The sequence below is a fragment of the Haloferax sp. Atlit-4N genome (genome assembly GCF_003383025.1).
Lineage (GTDB): Archaea > Halobacteriota > Halobacteria > Halobacteriales > Haloferacaceae > Haloferax > Haloferax gibbonsii.
Genome location: NZ_PSYY01000003.1, coordinates 48775 through 68858, shown reverse-complemented (window position 1 = coordinate 68858; position 20084 = coordinate 48775). Strand labels below are relative to the sequence as shown.

Annotated in this window: 17 protein-coding genes; 11 read left to right on the top strand and 6 right to left on the bottom strand. The window is 66.6% G+C overall.

Going from position 1 to position 20084, the window contains the following annotated elements:
• Positions 1–171: 171 nt before the first annotated feature.
• On the bottom strand, positions 172–1236 hold the full coding sequence (locus C5C07_RS15795; protein WP_115805515.1) for a TrmB family transcriptional regulator: 1065 nt from the start codon (positions 1234–1236) through the stop codon (positions 172–174).
• 107 nt (positions 1237–1343) lie between these two features.
• On the bottom strand, positions 1344–3353 hold the full coding sequence (locus C5C07_RS15790; protein ID WP_199522751.1) for a glycoside hydrolase family 15 protein: 2010 nt from the start codon (positions 3351–3353) through the stop codon (positions 1344–1346).
• 97 nt (positions 3354–3450) lie between these two features.
• Between C5C07_RS15790 and C5C07_RS15785 the strand changes: the two genes are divergently transcribed.
• The 4 genes from C5C07_RS15785 (at position 3451) to C5C07_RS15770 (ending at position 8176) form a co-directional block, all read left to right on the top strand.
• The gene (locus C5C07_RS15785) at positions 3451–4941 is read left to right on the top strand and encodes an extracellular solute-binding protein (protein ID WP_115805514.1); all 1491 of its coding nucleotides are present in this window, start codon (positions 3451–3453) and stop codon (positions 4939–4941) included.
• A 63-nt stretch (positions 4942–5004) separates the two neighbouring features.
• Positions 5005–5997 carry a carbohydrate ABC transporter permease gene (locus C5C07_RS15780; protein ID WP_008096891.1) on the top strand — a complete coding sequence of 331 codons (993 nt, stop codon included), beginning with the start codon at positions 5005–5007 and terminating at the stop codon, positions 5995–5997.
• On the top strand, positions 5997–6995 hold the full coding sequence (locus tag C5C07_RS15775) for a carbohydrate ABC transporter permease (protein WP_049968680.1): 999 nt from the start codon (positions 5997–5999) through the stop codon (positions 6993–6995). Before C5C07_RS15780 ends, C5C07_RS15775 begins: the two co-directional genes overlap by 1 nt.
• A gap of 2 nt (positions 6996–6997) precedes the next feature.
• A complete protein-coding gene (locus C5C07_RS15770; RefSeq protein ID WP_115805513.1) occupies positions 6998–8176 on the top strand; it encodes an ABC transporter ATP-binding protein in 1179 nt (392 codons plus the stop codon).
• Positions 8177–8257: 81 nt separating this feature from the next.
• Here the strand turns inward: C5C07_RS15770 and C5C07_RS15765 are convergent, their stop codons facing one another.
• On the bottom strand, positions 8258–9268 hold the full coding sequence (locus C5C07_RS15765; protein ID WP_115805512.1) for a HEAT repeat domain-containing protein: 1011 nt from the start codon (positions 9266–9268) through the stop codon (positions 8258–8260).
• A gap of 124 nt (positions 9269–9392) precedes the next feature.
• Here C5C07_RS15765 and C5C07_RS15760 point away from each other — a divergent pair, with 124 nt between their 5' ends.
• A complete protein-coding gene (locus C5C07_RS15760) occupies positions 9393–9707 on the top strand; it encodes a hypothetical protein (protein ID WP_233510412.1) in 315 nt (104 codons plus the stop codon).
• A gap of 45 nt (positions 9708–9752) precedes the next feature.
• Here C5C07_RS15760 and C5C07_RS15755 read toward each other — a convergent pair whose 3' ends face one another.
• Positions 9753–11009, bottom strand: a complete 1257-nt coding sequence (locus C5C07_RS15755) for a PQQ-binding-like beta-propeller repeat protein (RefSeq protein WP_115805510.1) — start codon at positions 11007–11009, stop codon at positions 9753–9755.
• On the bottom strand, positions 10999–12189 hold the full coding sequence (locus C5C07_RS15750; RefSeq protein ID WP_049968684.1) for a PQQ-binding-like beta-propeller repeat protein: 1191 nt from the start codon (positions 12187–12189) through the stop codon (positions 10999–11001). The genes C5C07_RS15755 and C5C07_RS15750 overlap by 11 nt, the downstream gene beginning before the upstream one ends.
• Positions 12190–12316: 127 nt before the next feature.
• Here C5C07_RS15750 and C5C07_RS15745 point away from each other — a divergent pair, with 127 nt between their 5' ends.
• A complete protein-coding gene (locus C5C07_RS15745) occupies positions 12317–13606 on the top strand; it encodes a PQQ-binding-like beta-propeller repeat protein (protein WP_115805509.1) in 1290 nt (429 codons plus the stop codon).
• Positions 13603–14823, top strand: a complete 1221-nt coding sequence (locus C5C07_RS15740) for a PQQ-binding-like beta-propeller repeat protein (RefSeq protein WP_115805508.1) — start codon at positions 13603–13605, stop codon at positions 14821–14823. The genes C5C07_RS15745 and C5C07_RS15740 overlap by 4 nt, the downstream gene beginning before the upstream one ends.
• 94 nt (positions 14824–14917) lie before the next feature.
• On the opposite strand, the gene C5C07_RS15735 is transcribed toward C5C07_RS15740, so the two are convergent.
• Positions 14918–15604: a helix-turn-helix domain-containing protein gene (locus tag C5C07_RS15735; RefSeq protein WP_049913720.1), complete on the bottom strand. Its 687-nt coding sequence runs from the start codon at positions 15602–15604 to the stop codon at positions 14918–14920.
• 133 nt (positions 15605–15737) lie between these two features.
• Between C5C07_RS15735 and C5C07_RS15730 the strand changes: the two genes are divergently transcribed.
• The 4 genes from C5C07_RS15730 to C5C07_RS15715 all read left to right on the top strand — a co-directional run bounded on the left by C5C07_RS15730 (position 15738) and on the right by C5C07_RS15715 (position 20063).
• Positions 15738–16556, top strand: coding sequence for an alpha/beta fold hydrolase (locus C5C07_RS15730; RefSeq protein ID WP_115805507.1), 819 nt, complete (start codon positions 15738–15740; stop codon positions 16554–16556).
• A gap of 152 nt (positions 16557–16708) precedes the next feature.
• A complete protein-coding gene (locus C5C07_RS15725) occupies positions 16709–17575 on the top strand; it encodes a hypothetical protein (RefSeq protein ID WP_008096903.1) in 867 nt (288 codons plus the stop codon).
• An 86-nt stretch (positions 17576–17661) separates the two neighbouring features.
• Complete coding sequence (locus tag C5C07_RS15720) at positions 17662–18438, top strand: ABC transporter ATP-binding protein (protein ID WP_049968687.1); 777 nt, start codon at positions 17662–17664, stop codon at positions 18436–18438.
• A complete protein-coding gene (locus tag C5C07_RS15715; protein WP_115805506.1) occupies positions 18435–20063 on the top strand; it encodes a hypothetical protein in 1629 nt (542 codons plus the stop codon). The genes C5C07_RS15720 and C5C07_RS15715 overlap by 4 nt, the downstream gene beginning before the upstream one ends.
• The last annotated feature ends 21 nt before the right edge of the window (positions 20064–20084 follow it).

The window sequence follows — 20084 nt, the reverse complement described above, 5'->3', positions numbered from 1 at the left end:
TAGCCGGCGTCAAAGCTCCATCCTGAAGCGTGAGCCAGTTTTGGATGCAAAGCGGCGTTCGCGCTACTCGAGTGACGTCGAAGGCGGTTGGGTCGACCCGACCGGGAGGAAAGCAGCGGCGGCCCACGCACGACAGTCCATCGCGACTGGTCGGTAAGCAAGTGCAGAAAACTAATCCGATTCCGCATCGCTGACCGACCGAAAGACGACGCGCCGGGCCTCGAAATCTTCCAAGAACGCCTTCGAGCCACCGACCGTAAACGTGTCGTCAGACGTCTCAACCACGAACGATTCCTGGGTCGGAAAGTCGTTCGAGAAGGGCCGAACGAGGCTCTGTTTCACCGCCACGATCGTCCCAGTGGTCGTCTCGAACGCCGCGTTGCTCTGGGTGGGGCGGATGTCCATCTCGGCCGTGACGACAGCTCCGTCCATCAGATGTAGCGTCGCGTCGAACACCGCGTGACGGAAGCTCGTGAATGTCGCCGGCAGTTGGCTTTTCGACCCGACGTGCACCTGCTCGCCCATCGGCCAGTAGTTGGCGATAAACGAGTCAAACAACGAGGACACGATGTGCTCCTCAGCGTGGTAGATGGCGTACTCATCGGAGTTCGAGTTCAGTATCGCATCTGCCGAGGCGATGATACCGTCACCCCGGTCAACGGTAAGCGTCACTGGTGCCGGGGCGCTCCACGTCTGGATGATACTCGCGGTCGCACCGTCGATCGAACTCGTGCCGTCGTACTCCGTGACGAGAAGCATACAGAATACTCCCCGACTCTGCGCCTCTCTGAGAGAGTCCTCGACCCGATGAAGCACCGATGCGGGAAGTGCGAGAACGAGTTCTGATTCGGCGGCGTCGATCAGCTTATTGAGCTGAGCGAGTATCGTCCGTCGAGATTTGATGATACTGAACTTCTGCTGTTCGTAGCTCTCGGAGTCAAACAGGTCCTCTAACTGGGACTCGACGGTCTGTAGTTGGGAAACGAGGTTGTCGATGCCCTCTGCGGGCGGAATCGCTCGCAACTGCGTCGGTTGGACGTGGTCGTCGATTTCGATGAGGTCGCGCTCCTCGAGTTTTCCGACGATATCGTACGCGTAACTCTTAGAGATGTCAGCCTCTTCAGAGACGACTCGGATTGTCGTCGCCCCGTTACGGAGTATCGTCACGTATGCCCGCGACTCCTTGTCCGAGAGCCCGATCCGCATGAGGCTGTCCACCACCTCGTCTTCCACCATATCCAAGTGTTCGGCCAAGGCGGGGGATAAATCTTAGTATGGGAGTACAGACAGGGTGCTGTCCGGCGCGTGACCGCCTCGAACTCCGTTGTTCGAATGTAACAACCCTACTCGGTGCGGGCACCTCGGGTGACACGGGACGCGTGCGTGGCCAGTCGAATGGCGTGGGACCAACCCAACGGCGTTGCGCTGTCCGGCGCACCGGTGTCGAAGAACTGCTCTGGGAGGTAGCCCGATGGAAGGCACAGACTACCGTCGAGATCTATTTCGTCGAACAACCGATCCGCCCACGTTTCGGGGTCGTACTCGTCAGTCGACGAGAAGAGTCGAATCGACTTCTCGGCCGCGTACGCGCCCCAGCCAGTCGAGACGGTCCAAACCTTCTCGCTTCCCTGCCCCCGCCGCCGCCACGTATCGCCCTCGAATCGCGTGAGTCCGGAGATGTCGCCGGTCTCTTTCCAGAGCCTGGAGAACGCGGTTTGGAGGTGACACTCGAGTCGCCGCAATCGCGTGTCGCCGATATCCTCGATGGCTCGGTAGGCGAGGTAGGCGTCGACGAGCGAGAACGTCGTGCTGTCGACTCGGTCGTCCAAGTCACCGTCCCCGTCGTCTAATCGGAGCGCGTAGATACCCTTGTCGGCGGCCCACGCCATATCGAGCGCGTCAAAGACCTCCGTTGCCCGCGTCGCTGCGCGCTCGCTGGTGGCGGTATCGTACGTGACCGCCGCAATCGTACTGTAGGCCTGAACGAACTTCGCGGCGGTGTGCGTGAAACGACCATTCGTATTCTCCCACGCGTTTTCGCATACCGTCGGAAAGCCATCGTCTTTCAGCGAACTGTCGAGCCCATCGACTCCCGACTGTAACGCGTTCTCGATGGCCTCGACCGTGACGTTTCGGAGCGACTGTCGGTATGTCGAGAGGTACTCGGCGAGGAAGACGAGGACACTCGCAGTCTGGTCGGCTTGGTACTGCGTTTCCGTGCCCTCGATGTGGCCGTTCGCCCACCCCGGCGCAAGCCGGCCGTTCATCGGCCACACCCGATGAGGCCACCGGCCGTCAGGTAACTGCGTCTGCAAGTAGAACTCGGCGCTCTGTCGGTGTGCCTCGGCTGCGCCGAACCCGAGCGATTCGTCGGCTTCCAAGAGAAACGTCGAAACTTCTCCGTCGTCTCGAAACCACGTGTAGCCATAGCCGCCGGAGTACTGGTAGTATGGGTCGAAATCCGGCCCCGCAATTCGGGCCCCAGTCGGTGCGGAGAGCAACTCAAGGACCGAAAGGTCAGTCGCGACGAGTCGGTCCGTGACCGTGGGATACTGTCCTGCCCGCCGTGCCGTCGCGAGGAGCGCGGCTGAATCGCTGTTGGTTCGTCGCGTCCGGGTCGCGACCGCAGAGAGCGCATCCGAGCGCGACTGCGTTTCGATGTCCGACAGCAGGGTGACGAGACTGGTCTCACCGTCCTCGAAAGCGACGCGGACGCCAACACCTCCGGTGAGGCGACTCTCCTCGTACTCTTCGGACGCACCGAACTCCGGAAACGACCGCGATTCCGCGGCGAGTATCTCGTCGAACCGCTCGAGTACTTGGGGCGTACACTCCACGAACTCAGTCGAGGCGCCGAGGTAGTCGTGTTCTCGGTTGTGGTACACCTCGATGGCGTCGTCGTGGACTAGCTGCCCGACGCGCCCATCTCGCCCCTCCGGACTGATCTCGATGAACGCGGCCAGTTCGATATCCTCCGGTGCACCGTCGCCAAGCTCAAACGCCGTCGTGTGGGCGAGCCCGTCGGTAACGTCGCGTTGTACCACGTCGAACCCATCGAGACGGTGCGTCGTCTCGACGAGCGACCGACCCGCTCGGTACGTCTGAATCCCCGTGTCGAGCGCATCGAACCACTCGATGGTGTCACCGATACGGACGCCGAAACGCGAGGACACGATGCCGCCGAATCCCGAAAGTGGGTACGAGTAGTCCCGTAGTGACCCGGCCGGTGACACGTGAACGAGGCGTTGGTCCGACCCGCTGAATCTGCCTCGCCGCGTGCGCCGTTCGCCCGGAAATACGTCGGTCGCGTCTTCGTTCTGCTTGTAATCGTCGAGTGACCGTCGGAGTCCCATACACCTACTGGCCACAGAGTTCAGATAAAGTTCTTGTGATATCTCAAAGATAATCCCTAAATTATAAGTGGCCCTATTTTGATGAACAATTCGGACGATGACAACGAACCCAGAGACGAGCAAGACGACGAAGAAGAGCGTCTCACGACGGCGGTTTATCGCCGCTGCAGGTGCGACGGGAGTCACAGCGGGCCTCTCCGGCTGTGCGAGTATGTTCGGCAACGGCTCCGACACCGGTGGACAGGTCGGTGAGTCCGAAAGCGGCGGAACGACCGTCGTCTGGGGCTTTGACGCGACTGTCGCACAGGACCACGCGGACCAGCTCCGTACTGCGCTACACGAGAAAGGGGGACTCTCGGACGACATCCGCGTCGAGTTCCAGCCGGGCCAGCCGGACAGCGGGAAGCGTCGCTCGACGTACAACCGGCTCTTGAGCTCTCAGGAGACGACGCCGGACATGTTCATGATGGACAACGGCTGGGTGAACATCTTCATCCAGCGGGGACAGCTCGCTAACCTCTCTGAGGTGCTCCCCGAGAGTGCGCTTTCGACCATCGAAAACGAGTACTTCGGCGGGTTCACTGAGACGGCCATCGACCCCGCCAGCGGGGACCTGTTCGGTGTTCCGCTGTACCCCGACTACCCGACGATGTTGTACCGGAAAGACCTCGTCGAAGAGGCCGGCTACAATCCGACCGAGGAGAACTGGGCCACCGAGCCGATGACGTGGAAACGGTGGTCGAACATCGCTGCCGAGGCACAGGAGCTCTCGGGCGTCGATTACGGCTTTACCACCCAGTGGGATATCTACGTCGGCACCGCCTGCTGTACCTTCAACGAGGTGCTGTCCTCGTGGGGCGGCGCCTACTTCGGTGGTCGCGAGAACCTATTCGGCCCCGTCGGCGAACGACCCGTCACCGTCGACTCGGACCCGGTCGTCAACTCGTTGAATATGATGCGAAAGTTCGTCCACGACGAGAGCTTCGACGGGCAGTTTAGCGACTACGGCGGCGGCTTCACGCCGACGAACATCCTCGGGTGGATCGAAGACAGTTCACTCGCACCGTTCGTCGACGGGAACGCCGTGTTCCACCGCAACTGGCCGTACGCGATTAATCAAGCAGCGTCGGAGTTCGGCGACGACCTCGGGACGATGCCGCTTCCCTACGGTGTCCCCGAAAGCGAGGCGCAGTTCCCCGGAACCGGTGGGTCCACCTCCGCACTCGGCGGCTGGCACATTACTGTCAACCCGAACAGTCAGAAGCTCGACGCAGTCACACAGGTCATCCAAGCGTCGATGCGCGAGGAATTCCAATTGTTCCTTCTGGAGGTCGAGGGGTGGCTACCGCCGCGGGCGAGTCTGTTTAACTCCGAGACGGCTGCGGAGCTCGAACCGGCCGGTGACTACATGGACACGCTCCGCGTCGCCGGTGAGAACACAATGGCTCGACCGGTGACGGCAGTCTGGAACAACCAATCGAGTAAAATCGCGGAGCAGGCCAATCGCGCGGTCGGACAAGAGGTGTCTTCGTCCGAGGCGATGGCGACGCTCCAGTCCAGTCTCGAAGAGACTGAGAGAGACAACTGACGAGCTGAGAGCTTTACACTCAACAGATCAAATCATGAGTTCCACACCTCTCAGAGGGGTAGTATGAGCGCCGATACGACTGCAAAGTCGGTACGCGAGTCACGGCAGTCGGGGCCAGTCGTCGCCTTCTTGCGGTGGCTGGAGAACCTGAGCGACACGCAGTACGCGTACCTGCTGTTGACCCCGGTATTCGTCCTGCTCGGTATCGTGGCCATCTACCCGCTCTTGCGGACGTTCGAGCTGTCACTATACGCCGTCTCGACCGACCTCTCTAGTGTCCGTTTCGTCGGTCTCGACAACTACGTCGCGCTGTTCACCGGGGAGAAAAACCGGTTCCTTCCCGGTGGGACGACGTTCCTCCCGACTGGGTTCGACGCCGCGAGTCTCCTCGATAGCGCCCTCGTAATTACCCTCATCTTCGCCGTGGCCAGCGTACTGTTCGAGACCCTCATCGGACTGGGGCAAGCGCTCGTCTTAGATCAAGACTTCTATGGCCGGCGGTGGGTCCGTGCGGCGATTATCATTCCGTGGGCCGTCCCAATCGTCATTCAGGGGATGATGTTCTTTTTAATGTTCGACTCAAACGTCGGGTTCGCCACGCCGATTCTCGCCGACCTCGGAGTAGTGGCGCCGACCAACACATTGAACGACACGGTCAGCGCGACGTTCATCATTATCGTCGCCGACATCTGGAAGACCTCGGCGTTCATGGCGCTACTCATCCTTGCCGGGCTCCAGAGCATCAATCGTAGCCTGTACGACGTGGCTCGTGTCGCCGGTGCGAGCAAGTGGCAGCAGTTCAGATACATCACGCTCCCGCTCATCCTGCCGACCATCGGGGTTGCGGTGTTATTCCGCTCGGTGCAGGCGATGCGCGTGTACGGTATCATCGATACTGTCTCGAGTTGTACCGTCGTCCCCTCACTCTCCTGCATGGTCGTCTCGACGTTCAACACGCACGAGGGGACGTCGGCCGCCATCGCGTTCGTTACGGCGGCCATCATCGGCGTCGTCGTGATGGGAATCATCCTGTGGCAGGGGGAGGACGCGATATAATGTCCAGCGAAATCGAGGATACGTCAGACGATACCGGGCCGCTCGCACGGTGGGCGCGGAATGCGATCCACAACCCACGACGCGTGTACCGAGCGTTGTTCTACGTCGCGATGGCGTTTTTTATGGTCACGACAGTGTTCCCGTTCTACTGGTTACTCGTCCTCGCGGTGACACCACAAGAGAATCTACTTTCCGGGAGTTTCCTCCCAACTGTCGACCTGTTCGGCGTCAGCGGTACGTTTCCGCTCCCCGTTCCGAAGGGATTCAATCCGACAGCGTTCGTTACCGTCTTCGAGCAGGTTCCGTTCCATCTGTACGTGCTGAATAGCTTCGTGCTAGCTGCCACGACGACAGTTATCGTCCTCGTCGTCGCGAGCCTCGCAGGTTACGTGTTCGGACGGATCGAGTTCCCCGGGCGCGCGCTGTTGATGCTCGGTATCCTCGCCATCAGTTACTTCCCGCCGGCAGCGTTCGTCATCCCGCTGTTTCAGGCGTTCGCCGGTAACGCCCCGATAACGATTCCGTTCGTGGGTATCCCGCTCTTCACACCACCCCGACTGCTGAACACCCCGGGGTCGATGGTCATGCCGTTCAGCGCGCTGTTCCTGCCGCTGTCGATATTCATCCTCACGACCTTCTACGGGCAGATTCCCGACGGGTTGGAGGACGCGGCGCGGGTGGAGGGAACGACCCGACTGGGCGCGCTGTTCCGCGTCATCGTGCCGCTTTCGGCACCCGGCGTGGCGACCGCGGGCGTCCTCACGTTCATCAGCGTCTACAACGAGTACTTTTTCAGCTCGATTATGGCGACGTCGCCCGAAGCGTCCAAGTGGTCGCCAATCGTCGGCGGGATTCTCAGCTACCAGACCCAGTACACGACGCAGTACAACCTCATGGCCGCAGCGAGCGTTGTGGGGGTCATCCCGGTCGTCGTCCTCGTCATCATCGCACAGGAACGCATCGTCAGCGGACTGACCGCAGGAGCACTTAAAGAATAACAATGGCACGACTACGACTCGAACACGTAAGCAAGCACTACGACGACGTAACGGCGGTCGACGACATGAACCTCGACATCGACCACGGCGAATTCATCTGCTTTGTCGGCCCATCGGGGTGTGGGAAGTCGACGACGATGGAAAGCATCGCTGGACTTACGAAGCCGAGTGAGGGCGAAATCCACATCGGCGACCGCAAGGTAACGAACCTCCCGCCGAAGGACCGCGGGGTCGCGATGGTGTTCCAGAACATCGCGCTGTTTCCCCACATGGACGTCTACGACAACGTCTCCTTCGGGCTTCGCCTCCGCAACTACGACAAGGAGGAAATCGAGCGCCGCGTCGAACGCGCCGCCGAAATCGTCCAACTGGAGGGAATGCTCGACCGTATGCCCGACGAGATGTCCGGCGGGCAGCGACAGCGCGTCGCCATCGCCCGCGCCATCGTCCGTGAGCCCGATGTCTTCCTCATGGACGAGCCGCTAGCGAACCTCGACGCGAAGCTCAAGGTGCACATGCGGACTGAACTCCAGCGCCTGCACAAGGAACTGGACACGACCATCATCTACGTCACCCACGACCAAGAAGAGGCGATGACGCTCTCGGACCGTATCGCCGTCCTCGACGCCGGCCAGCTCCAGCAGATCGACCCGCCGCTCGTCTGTTACAACGAGCCGGCGAACCTGTTCGTCGCCGGCTTCATCGGCTCGCCGTCGATGAACTTCGCTGAGGCGACAGTCACAGAAGACTCGCTTTCGACGGCGAACTTCTCGCTCGCGTTCGATCCGGCGTCTGTCGAGGCTGTGGACGTGGGTGACGAGGTGACTGTCGGAATTCGTCCCGAAGACATCTATCCCGGCGGAACGCGCGTCGAAGTCGAAGACCCCTCTTCGCTCATCTCCACGCGTGTCGATATTCTCGAACCGATGGGCGACGAGATATTCGCGTACATGCTGTTGGGCGAAGGCCGAACCTCGATGGACCAGTCAGGGGCTGATGACCAGTTGCTGATGAGCGTTGAGCCCGACTCGACGATTCGGGAAGACACGGACGTCGAAGTGGTGATAGACCGGGGGAACGTCCACCTCTTCGATACGGCGTCAGGAAACGCACTCGTCCACGGCCTCTCCCCGGTTTCAGCCGAGTTAGAGACCGAGACGACGGCCGACGCAGACGACTGAAGCGACCCGGCGGCCCTCGCCGTCGGCGACGGCGAGACGCAGTAACTCCCGGAGGCTACCGGAAGTAACCGCGCGCTCGACTCAGTACGGAGCGCCACAGCTCGGACACATCGGCGGCGCGCCCTCGGGAAGGTCGATACCGCAATGGGGGCACTCCCCGTCCACGTCTGGCGACGTCATCTCGTCGACTGCGTCGTCGGTCGTGCTCCGAACGCCGGCCAGCGACCCAACGCCTTCGACCGGTGACTCCGCTGATTCCCCCTCCGACGCCGCCCGGAGAAATCGGACCCGTTCGGCGACGAACTCGGCCGCCTCGTCGGATTCCGCGTCGAGCACCGAATCCGGTACCCGAACCGCCTCGCCGCCCCCGCGGACTGACAGTCCGAGCGCTTCGGCGGCGCGGCCCCGGACGAAGGCGTTCTCGTCGGCGAGCCGAGCCGAGAGCGCCGCCCGAGCCTCGGCGAGCGAGTCCGGCGCGTCGCAGCCGACGACCGCCACCGCCGTACAGAGGTGATAGCGAACGAGTTCGTCCCGGTCGTCGAGGTGGTCTGCGAGCGTCGAGACGCGGTGGCGAAGTCGACCGGGGTCGCCGAGCGCAACGCATTCGAGCGCCTTGGCCAGCTTCTGTTTCACCTCGGGTTCGTCGAACGAGAGGCCGACGCGGAGGTCCGCGAGCACCTCCGGCGAGGCGACCGCATCGGAGTGTTCGAGCGCGACGTAGCCCAGCGCCTCGGCCGACCGGGCGCGGACGTAGTAGAACTCGTCCTCGTCGGCGAGTCGCTCGGCGAGCGACGGAACGGCGGGAGCGACCGCGTCGGGAGCGGCCTCCGCGACCGCGACGAGCGCTTTCGCGGTCAACAGCCGGGCGGCGCGGTCGTCGTCGGTGAGAAACGGCGTGACAGCGGGGAGGAGCGACCCGAACGCGGTCGGCCGGTCGTCGGCGAGGCGTCGAAGCTCTCGGAGCGCCCGTTTTCGGTCCTCGGTCGACGCCGTTCGGAGCTCCCCGAGCGACCCGCTCACCGCCTCGTAGGCGCGGTTTTCGACTGCTTCGACGAGGCGCTCCAGCGGGGGCGCGTGACGTGTGTCGTCCATCGGTTCGTGCTCCTCGTTAGCGAAGTATCTCCTCGGTACGTCAATAAGTTGGTGGGAGACCGCGTCGTCGACACCGAACAGAACAGACAAAAAGACTACATTTTCGCGGAGCGACGACAGAACCGTGAGCCCGACTACGCTTGCCGCGGCGGCGCTCCTTGGGAGTGTGGCCGCGGCCGCGACGTATCGACACGCGAGACGCCGCGACCGAAACCCGACGAGGTGGAGCGCGGAGGTCGGAGCGACGTTCCTGCTCGCGCCACTTCTCGCGGCCGGAGTGGGACTCGACGCCGTCCGAACAACGCTGGTCGCCACGTCCTCGGCTGGGGTCGTCGAGGCGGTCCCTCCGGTGGCGTTCCACGGCGTGACTATCGCTGTTGGGCTGGTCGCCGGTGCGGCGGCACTCGTCCACTACCGGCGTGCCGCGGTGGCCGGGTAGTCGAGTCGAAGCGACGCGAGGCAACGAACCACGTCGTCCTCGCGGTCACTCCAGCGGGAACCGCGCGACTGCGCCGTCGTCGACGTACGAGACGAACACCGACGCCGGCTCGACGCGGAGGGAAAGCCGGCTGTGCGATTCGGGTTCGTACGACCACCGCGTCTCGCCCGTCTTCCGGGAAAGCACCTCGAAGCCCCGGTCCCAGACGGCGACGACGCGGGAACCCGTGACGGCGAGCGAGTCCAGCGACGGGAGTCCGGTTACGGTCTGCCACCGCCGCGTGCCGTCGAGGTCGAATCGGTCGATTCGGCCGAGAATCCCGCCGTCGGGGTCGTCGACACGGCTCCCGACGAACACCGCGTCGTCCGTGGCCTCGACCGCCCGAATCTGATAGCCCACGGGGTTCGCCCACCGCTTCTTGCCCGTCTCGCGGTCGAACGCGAGCAGTCCCTGACGGCCGTCCGGTCGGTCGTGGGAGAGATACACCTGCGACCCGAGGACAAGCGTACGTCCCACGTCACCGATGGAAATTCGCCACCGAACACTCCCGTCCGACGGTCCGTAGGCCGTCAGCGTCCCGTCCCACGCGGCGACGACGAGCTGGGAGTCCGCGACGGCCCTCGGGTACCACCGCTGGGATTCGGTCCGCCACCGGACGCTCTCGTCCGCCGGCGAGAGCGAGACGACGCGCGATTCGGTCTCGCTCACCGGTACGCGAACCACGACCGAGTCGTCGGCGACACCGTCGAGGGAGTACGACGAAACCGCCCGTTCGAAGCGTCGGTCGCCAGTCTGTGGGTCGTATCCGGTGAGCGTGCTCTCGGGGCCGGCGAAGTCGAGTTCGGCGACGAGTGACCCGGTGCGGACGAGTCTCGCTCGATGGGCCGTGCCCTCGTCGCGCCACAGTTCGTCGCCCGAAGAATCGACCGCGTAGAGGTCGCCGTCGGTGCTGTGGACGTGGTACGGGCCGCCGGACGGCGGGGCGACGGGTCGCGTCTCTATCGGGCCGCCGGTCTCGAACCGGACGGCGGTCGACCCGTCCTCGCGCCGCAGGCCGTACAACGCCTTGTCCTGCATCCCGGCGAGGACCAGTCCGTCGGTGACGGCGGGCGGGCCGGCCATGAACGCCCCGTCGATATCGCGTCGCCAGACCGGTCGTGGCCCGCCGAGCCCCGGAATCGAGCTACAGCCGGCGACGGAGAGCGAGCTGACGGCCGCGAGCGTCCCGAGCACCTCGCGGCGGGTGACGGTTTGCTCCCGGCTTCCGGCCGAACCCGTCCGCTCCGGAGGCTCACTCGGCATCGAGCACCTCCGCGTCGAGGCGAGCGAGTTGCCATTCCTGTCCGACGTAGACGCCGTCGCCCGCGGCGACGACCCAGTTCACCGTGCCGCCGTCGAGGTAGCCCTCGAACCGGTATTCACCGAGGAGAGCGCCGTCGGTCGCGTGGACGTACAGCGCGGTCGGGTCGAACGGGACGGTCCCGCTGTGCCCCCGGACGAGGATGTCCGCCCCCACGACGGTCACCAGTCGGTCGCCGACGCGGGTCGGTCCGCAGGTCACGGGGCCGGCCAGTTCGCGCCGCCACAGTCGGGTTCCCGTCTCGGCGTCGAAGGCGTACAGGAAGTAGTCCGCACCCCCGACGTACACGCGGCCGTCGGAGACGAGCGGCCGGGCGAACACGGTGTTTCGGAGCGACCCACGCCAGCGAACCTCGCCGGTCGCCGCGTCGAGCGCCAGTAGCTCCTCGGTCGCGCTCCCGACGAAGACGGTGTCCCCGGCGACTGCCACCGACGACGGCGACGGACCCACGTCGACGCGCCACGATTCGGAGCCATCCGTGGCGAACCGGCGAAGCGTTCCGTCGAGGACGGGCGCGACGACGCCGGCTTGGGAACCGTCTCCGGCGGGTACGGAGGCGGGCGCGCCGGCGAGCGACGCCGGAAGTTCGGCGCGAAAACGCCGCTCGCCGTCCTCGCGGGACAGCCCGAGCAGTCGGTCTACAACGTCGTTTTCGGTGCCCGAGATGGGGAAGACGACGGTGTCGTCGGCGACGACCGGCGGGTACTGAACGACGCCCGGGTCGGCTCTGTCGACGCCCGTCAGTCCGGTGTCCCACACTCGCTCGCCCGCCTCGTAATCGACCGCCGTGGCTCGCCCCGCCTTCGAGAACAGGTACGCGTGCCGGTCGTCGACGCCGAGGGGTGAGCGGTAGCCCTTCCGACCGGTCACCGTCCAGCGCTCCTCGCCGGTCTCGGGGTCGAGCGCGGACACCATCGGGTCGGCGTGAAACGGACTTCCAGTCCCGACGAGCAAGGGGCCGGACGACGGGCGCAGGGCGCGGGTCGGAGTTCGCACGCCCGCCGTCCACGCGGTCGGCATCGGGAGCGAGTCGTCGTGGCCCGTGAGGCTCGCACAGCCGGCGAGGCCGGCGGCGAGCGCCGGAATCGTCTTCAGCGCGTCGCGTCGCGAATAGGAGGGCATCAGCGAGGACGTGTGGTCCGGCTGATAATACTCCTGTTGGTTCGGACGGCGGCGGGACCGGTCGCGAGGGCGGGTCTCCGAGCGGGGAGCCACGAAGGTTTTTATCTCGCGCCGAGACGGCGGTCGTATGCTCTCCAGACGCGAGGTACTGGCCGCCGGCGGAGTCGCGCTCGCGGGCGGAGTCGCCGGGTGCGGCGGCTCCCTACCGGCTCCGGACGCGACGTTCGACGCGCCGACGACGACGTGGCCGACCACCGGCTACGACCCACAGGCGACGGGCCACGCACCGGCCGGCCCGTCCGAGGGAACCGTCTCGTGGAGCGTCTCGCGGGGGAGCCTCGACCCGCCGCTCTACGGCGCGCTCGCCCCGCCGGTCGTCGCCGACGGCACCGTCTACGTCACCGGAGTCGCTACCCACTATTACAGGCCGGACGACTTCGTGAGCCCGCTGGCCGCGATTGACGCCGCGTCCGGGTCGGTCCGCTGGGTCGAAGGCTTCGCGGACGGGCTCGGCGGCGGCCCCGCGGTCGTCGGCGACGACCACGAAACCGTCGTCGTCGGCAGTTACGACGGCACGCTCCACGCCGTCGGTGCCGACGGGTCGGGCGAGTGGACTGCGGACCTCGGCGGCCGGCTGGGAACCCCGACGGCGTACGGGAACAGACTGTACGTCGAAAGCGGGAGCGGCCGCCTGCACGCCGTCGGAAGCGACGGGAGTCGGCTGTGGGCCGCCGACCGGCCGGGGGCGCTCGAACTCCTCGTCGGCCCGGACGAGCCGGTCGAGACGACGATGCCCGTCGCCGACGACCGCGGCGTCTACGCCGCCTTCACGCCGTTCGAGCGGGAGCGCGAGGCGGTCGTCGTCCTCGGCTACGACCACGGCGGCGGGCGGCGCTGGCGGACGGTGCTCGACGGTCGGTACGGCCGGTCGCCCAACGGCCTCGCCGTCACCGACGACGCGCTGTACGCGACCGTCGGCGGAACCGTCTACGCGCTCGCCCCCGACACCGGTAAGGAGCGCTGGCGGTTCGTGACCGGCTCGGAGGCCGCCGGCCCGCCGACGGTCGACGGCGAGCGAGTCTACGTCGGCGCGAAGAACCTCTACGCGCTCTCCCAGACCGATGGCGTCGAGCGCTGGCGCGTGGTGAACGAAGCGCCGCCGAGCCACGACCGCGACCCGACGACCCTCCCGTATCTCGCTCGCCCGCCCGTCGCCGACGGGCGAGTCTACCTCCGAACCGGAGCCGTCGACGCCGCCGACGGGACGCGGCTGTGGGGCGGCGACGCCGACGAGTGGCTCCAGTCGGGGAACTACTTCGCCGAACCGTACTACAGGCGGCCGATGGCGTCGCCGGTCATCACCGAGGAGGCGATGTATCTGACCCACGCGAACCACGGGGTGGTGAAGGTCGCATGACCGACACCGGCCAGCGACCGACTCGGCGGCGACTCTTGGCGGGTCTCGGAAGCGCCGCCGTCGGCGCGGCGGGCTGTCTCGGAACGCGGTCGGAGCACAACCCGACGAGCGGGGAGTGTCCCGAGTACGACCCCGTCGAGCCGGCGACCGCGGACTGGCGCGGCGTGATGGGTCCGACGACGAACACCGGGGCCGTCGCGTCCGAGGCTGTCCCCGAAGGTGACCTCACTGTCGATTGGACGGTGCCCGTGGAGACCCACGTGGGCCACCACGTCCCGGTTGTCGCCGACGGCACCGTCTACGTCCACGACATGGACGACGAACTCTCCGCGGTCGACGCCGACACGGGCGAGCGAGTGTGGACCAGACCGCTCACCGACCCCGAACCCGCGCCCGCAGTCGGCGACGGAACGCTCGTCGTCGTGACCCGCAAGGAGACCCACGCCTTCGACGCGGCGACGGGTGACCGACGCTGGAAACGGGAGGGACTCGGCGGCGGCATCTTCGGTGCGAGCCCCATCGTCGCGGGCGACACCGTCTACGTCCAAGCGGGGGTCGCGACTCACGCGCTGTCACGTTCGACCGGCGAGACCCGCTGGCGGGCCGCGACCGGGTTCCCCTCCGACTCGACGCCTGCCGTCGCCGACGACACCGTCTACACCGCCGGCGACGACACCTACGTCCGGGCACTGGCGGCGGCCGATGGGACGGAGCGCTGGCGTGCGAAGACGAGCGCCCGAATCGCGTGCAACGTCTCGGTGGTCGAGGGGACCGTCCTCGTCGGGACCGGTGCCGGGAGCGTGCTCGGACTCGACGCCGAGACGGGTGAGGAGCGCTGGCGCTATCGACTCGAACCGCAGCGAGCGGGCGGCGAGAGTCGACCGAGGCAGCCCGAGACCATCGCGACCGACGGTAGCCGGGTGTACGTCGCGACCGACGACCGGTTGGTCACGCTCGCGTTGGCCGACGGGACCCGCTGCTGGGACAACCGAAACTACGCCGGAAGCTACGCGAGCGGCATCGCCGTCGGCGCGGGGAACGTGTTCGTCCCGACGCACGACGACAGCGGGGGAGCGGTAACCGTCCTCGACGCCCCCACCGGAAACACGCGACAAGAGCTGGCCGCGGGCAAACGCCAGCGCTTCGACATCGGTCCGAGCATCGCCGAAGGCGGCGTCTACTTCGCCGGCCGGAGCGCCGTCGTCCGACTCAGTTAGGGCGGTCTTCGGGCGTGACCGACCCGAGTGGTTCGTCGAGTTCGTCAGTTCCGGCTCGTCAGTTCCGGCTCGTCAGTTCCGGCTCGTCGACCCGTCAGTTCGGAAGCGGCGGCCACGTCGTCGCCACCGTCTCGGCGATGAGCCGGGTCTGCGCCCGTCGGAGTCGCTCGGAGGTCGAAGAAGCGGCGATGCCGAGTTCGTCGGCGACCTCCCGCAGGGTTGCCCCGCGGGGGATGTCGAAGTAGCCAAGTTCGTACGCCGTCCGGAGCGCCTCGTCCTGTCGGTCGGTGAGCCCCTCCCCCGGTGGTTCGGGGTCGCCGTCGCGGGCGAGGCGCCGGAGTCCGAAGCCGGCGTTCCGCCGCCAGAACGATGCGAATCGCCCGAACGCGTCGCGGTCCGCGAACCAGCCGGTCTGCCGCCAACCACCCGGTTGGGCCTCGATGCGCTCGATGATGGCGTCGGCGGTGGCGAGGGCCTCCAGTCCGGCGAGGTCGTCGAGGCTGTCCCCGAGCTGTTCTTCGAAGCTCAGCGCCGGGACGGCCTGATACCGGCGGGTCTCGCCCGACTCGCCGATTCGCGTCCAGTCGGCCACGTCGACGGCGTCGTCCATAGCGGTTTCGAGTGCCCGGTGTGCCCCGCCGGTGGCCGTCACGATGAACATCGGCCGCTCGCCGTGGTTGTACTGGAGTTCCAACGCGAGCGTCGCCTCCGGAACCGCCGCCGCGACCCCTGTCAGCGGGAGCGCGTCGCAGTCGATGTCGAACTCGGCGATGAGACCCATACGTCCGCCGTCTCGGCGGTCGGTCATGGGCGTGTCGAAGCGGCCGAGACGGTCGCCCGCCCTCGGAGGCCACTTAAACGACCGCACGCCTGAGAGTGCGACTTAGCTGCCGCCGGCGACAAGCGAGGCCGCGATGCAACCGATTCGATTCGAACGCGGAACAGAACTGTCCGACGAACGATTCGGGAGCGGCGCGCCGCTTCTGTGCTGCCACGGCGGGATGGCACCGCCGGCGTACTGGGACGCGGTCGTCCCGCACCTCGACGGCTACGAGGTCGTCGTCCCGGAGCGACCCGGCTTCGGTACCTGCCTGGACGACGCCGAGACGACGCCCGCCGAGGCGGTGCTGGAGCGCGAGGTCGAGTACGTCCGGGAAGTCGTCGACGAGATTCGCGAGGCGACCGGACGCGACCCGGCGCTGTTCGGTCACTCCTACGGCGCGCTCACGGCTCTCGAAGCGGCGACCGACGCGCGGGTGGCCGCCGTCGCCGCCTACGAGCCGGCGGTGCTCCCGGAGGCGTACCGGAGAGAGGCGGACCTCTCGGAGCGCATGGCCGCGCTCGTCGAGGCGGGAGAACGGCGCGAGGCGGTCAAACGCTACGTCGAGCAGGTGCTCCACCCCGACGGCATCGACGACCTCGACGCGTGGCTCGACGAGTGGCCCGTCTGGCCCGACTGCGTGGCCCTCGCCGAGGAGGTCGTCCGGATGAACCGCGCCGTCGAACGCTACCGGCTTCCGGCCCGCTTGGACGTTGACGCACCCACCGTGGTCATGGCCGGCACCGGGGGCCCGGACTTCCTCCGCGAGAGCGCCCGAAACGTCCACGACGCTCTGCCGACCAGCCGGTTCGTCGAGTTCGACGCGCTCGGCCACGGCGGCCCCGGTGACGACCCCAAACGGGTCGCGGCCGCGGTCGATTCGTTCCTCCGAGACAGGGGCAGTCACGCGTGAAAACATCGATTACACGGGTACAGGTGTAATCACAGTCTCGGCGATACGAGCCGTCTCGCGTTCGTTCGCGACCGAATCTCGGGTCTGAGACCGGACGCGCGAGACGACCTGTCAACCCAACATTCTTTGCTCGGTGCGGAGACGTGGTCGGTATGGCAGCCCTCCAATCCATCGGCACAGCCGCCGGGTCCCTCAGACGGAACCCGATACTGTTCGTCGTCGCCGCGGCGTTCAGCCTCGTCCAACTCCCGTCGCTGTTCGCGCAGACGGTCAGCCCGCTCATCGGAAGCATCGTCTCGCTGGGATTCAGCGGCCTCACCGTGTTCGTCGTCCCGTTCTTCCTCGGTGGCGTCCTCGGCATGGCCAACGAGGCCATCGACGGTCACACCTCGCTCGGGACGCTCGTCAACGAGGGGAAGTCGCACTACGTCTCGCTGCTCGCGGTCTACTTCAGCCTGCTCGCGGTCAACCTCGTGTTGGCGTTCATCGGCGTCTTCGCAACGCTGTTCTTTGGCCTCCTCGTCATCGGGAGTGGCAGCCAACCGGGGACCGCCACGCTCGCGATTCTGGGCGTCATCGTCCTCGCCGTGACTCTCACCTACCTCGCCGTGGTGTTCGTCTCGCAGTTCTTCGGCCACGCCATCGTTATCGACGACCTCGGCGCGGTCGACGGCGTCAAGCGCAGCATCTCGTGCGTCAGGAACAACCTCGTGTCGGTCTTCGGCTACTCGGTCATCGTCGGACTCGGGGGCCTTCTGGCCGGCGTGGTCGGCGGCGTGGCCTCGCTCCTACTCACCCCGTCGCTCCAGCATCAGGGGGCCGCAGTGGCAGGGTCGGAACCCGGCGCGACCGCCGCGTCGGCGTTTTCGGGACTCCCGACCGTCGGCGTCGTCGGCATGGTCGCCATCGCGGTCGGACTCGTGCTCGTCAGTGGTCTCGTCGGCGGTTTCTTCGCCGCCTACTCGACCGCGTTCTACCGGTCGATTCGACCGGCGAACTCCGAGGGAGTAAACGCCTGACGACGCTGCGAACCGCCGCCATTTCTGTCGGTCGTGTATCAATTCGCAACCGTTAGGCGTCCGGGGGGCGAAACGCGGGCCGTCCCATGCCCTCCACCAACGCGGACGTCGCCGTCGAAGCGACTGACCTCAGGAAGTCCTACGGCTCCGAGGTCGCGCTCGACGGCGTTTCGCTGTCGATTCCGAGCGGAACGGTGTACGGATTCCTCGGGCCGAACGGCGCGGGGAAGACGACGACGATGCGCATCCTGACGGGGCTCTCACAGCCCACCTCAGGGTCGGTCCGCATCTGCGGGCTCGACGTGAGCGACCGCAGGAAACTCGCGCCGCACGTCGGCTACCTCCCGGAGACGCCGCCGCTGTACGACGAGTTCAGCGCCCGCGAGCAGCTCGATTACGTCGCCGACCTCCGCGACATCCCGCCGGAGACCGCCGAGGCGCGCATCGACGACCTGCTCGACCGGTTCGGCCTCGTCGGCGACGCGAACAAGCGCATCGGCACGTACTCGAAGGGGATGAAACAGAAGACCGCGTTCATCCAGAGCGTGCTCCACGAGCCGGACGTGCTGTTTCTCGACGAGCCGACCTCCGGGCTCGACCCCCGCGCAGCGAGACAGATTCGGACCTCCATCGGCGACGTGGCCGACTCGGGGGCGACGGTCTTCCTCTCGACGCACATCCTCCCCGTGGTCGAGGCCGTCGCCGACGAGGTCGGCGTCCTGTTCGACGGCCGCGTCGTCGCCGAAGGGACGCCCGACGAGGTGAAATCGCGCGCCCAGACGGGCGGCGAGGGCTCGCTCGAAGACGCGTTCCTCGCGGTCACGAGCGACGAGACGCAACTGTCGGGTGTCGCCGACGAATGAGCCTCCGACGAGACGTTCGCCACGGCCTGCGAATCGGGCGCGCCGAGTTCGTGCGAAGCCTCCGAGGGTACGCCTCCGAGACGCGCCGAATCATCGGTCTTCTGTTGCTCTTGCTGTTCTTCGGCGGCAGCCTCCTGTTTTCGCTCCCGGCCGTCTACGTCGTCGGCCGGGGCGCGCAGTCCGTGACCGAGATTCCCTTCTTCGACCTCGTCGCCACCGCGATACCGGTGGGGCTCGCGCTCCTCGCGACGTTCCGAACGCTCGAACGCATCGGCCGCGTCGAAAACGAGTCGCTCGTGCTCACGACGGTCCATCCGCAGGCTGTCGTTATCGGGCTCATTACCGCCGAAATCGGTCGAATTGGACTCTGGTTCGGGCTCCCGCTCGCGGTCGTCGCCGCGACGTTCACGGCCGGCCTCGGCGCGCCGTCGCTGTTGTTCACGACGGCCGTCGTCGCGGCCCCGCTGGCGTGCTGTACGACCGTCTGGGGCTACGCGGCCGGCGTCGCCGTACTCCGCGCGTTCAAGCGCCTGCCCGGCGTCCGGCGCACGCTCAAGGTCGTCGGCTTCGTCGCGATGGTTGGACTCGTCCTCGTCTCGCAGTCGTTCGGTCGGTTGCTGGCCGAGGGGTCGCTCCCGCTCGAGTGGCTGGCGGCGACGCTGACGTTCGGCCCGCTCGCAGACTACCTCGCGCTCGCATTCGTCGGGACCCCGCTCGCCCGACCGCTCTCGGCGGCCGCCGTCGTCACCTTCGCGGCCATCGTCGCGCTCACGCCCGTCGGCCTCGTCGTCGCCACCCGACAGGCGAGCGCCCTCTGGTTCACCGACCGCGCGACCGGGGGCGACCGGGGTTCGTCGGCGGCGAGCGCGGAGGCGAACGGCTCGCCCGGCGGCTTCTCGACGCCGAAACCGCTGGCGGCGACGAGCGGCGGCCACGTCGCGTGGGGCCTGCTCGTCCGCGGCGTCCGCCACCCCCAGAAGTTCACGCACCTCGTGATGCTGGCGTTCTTCCTCGGCCCGCTCGGCACGACCATCGTCCAGTCCTCTGCCGACGGCCTCGGCCCGCTGCTCGCCGCGAGCGGGGCCGGCCTCGGCACTTACCTCGCGGGCGCGACGTTCGGTCTCAACCCCATCGGCGACGACCGACCGCAGTTCCCGATGTTGCTGTTGACTCCGACTGCGCCGCGGGAACTGGTTCGCGGTCGCGTGCTCGCCGGCGTGATTCTCGGCGTGCCGGTCGCCGCGGCGCTCCCGCTGGCGACCGTCGCCCTCGGCACATCGCCGCTGTCGGCGGTCGGCTTCGCGCTCGTCGGCGTGTTCATGTGCGTCGCCGCCGCGGCCTTCGCGGTCGGCATCGGCGCGGCGTACCCGATATACGAGGAACGCGAGTTCTGGGGCGCGACGACCGTCGTCCCCTCGACGCTCGTGCTGATGGCGTTCATGTTCGTCGTCGGCCCCGGCACCGTCATCGGCCTCGTCGCCACGTGGTTCGGCGTCACCGGGCACCTCTCCGCGACGCCGCTTCTCGCCGCCGGGCTCGGACTGTACCTCCTCGTGACCGTCGGCGTCTCCTACGGTTCGTACCGGTACGCGGTTCGACGGTACCGGACGTACACGTTCGAGTGACGGCGAGCGCGTCGTGAGGTA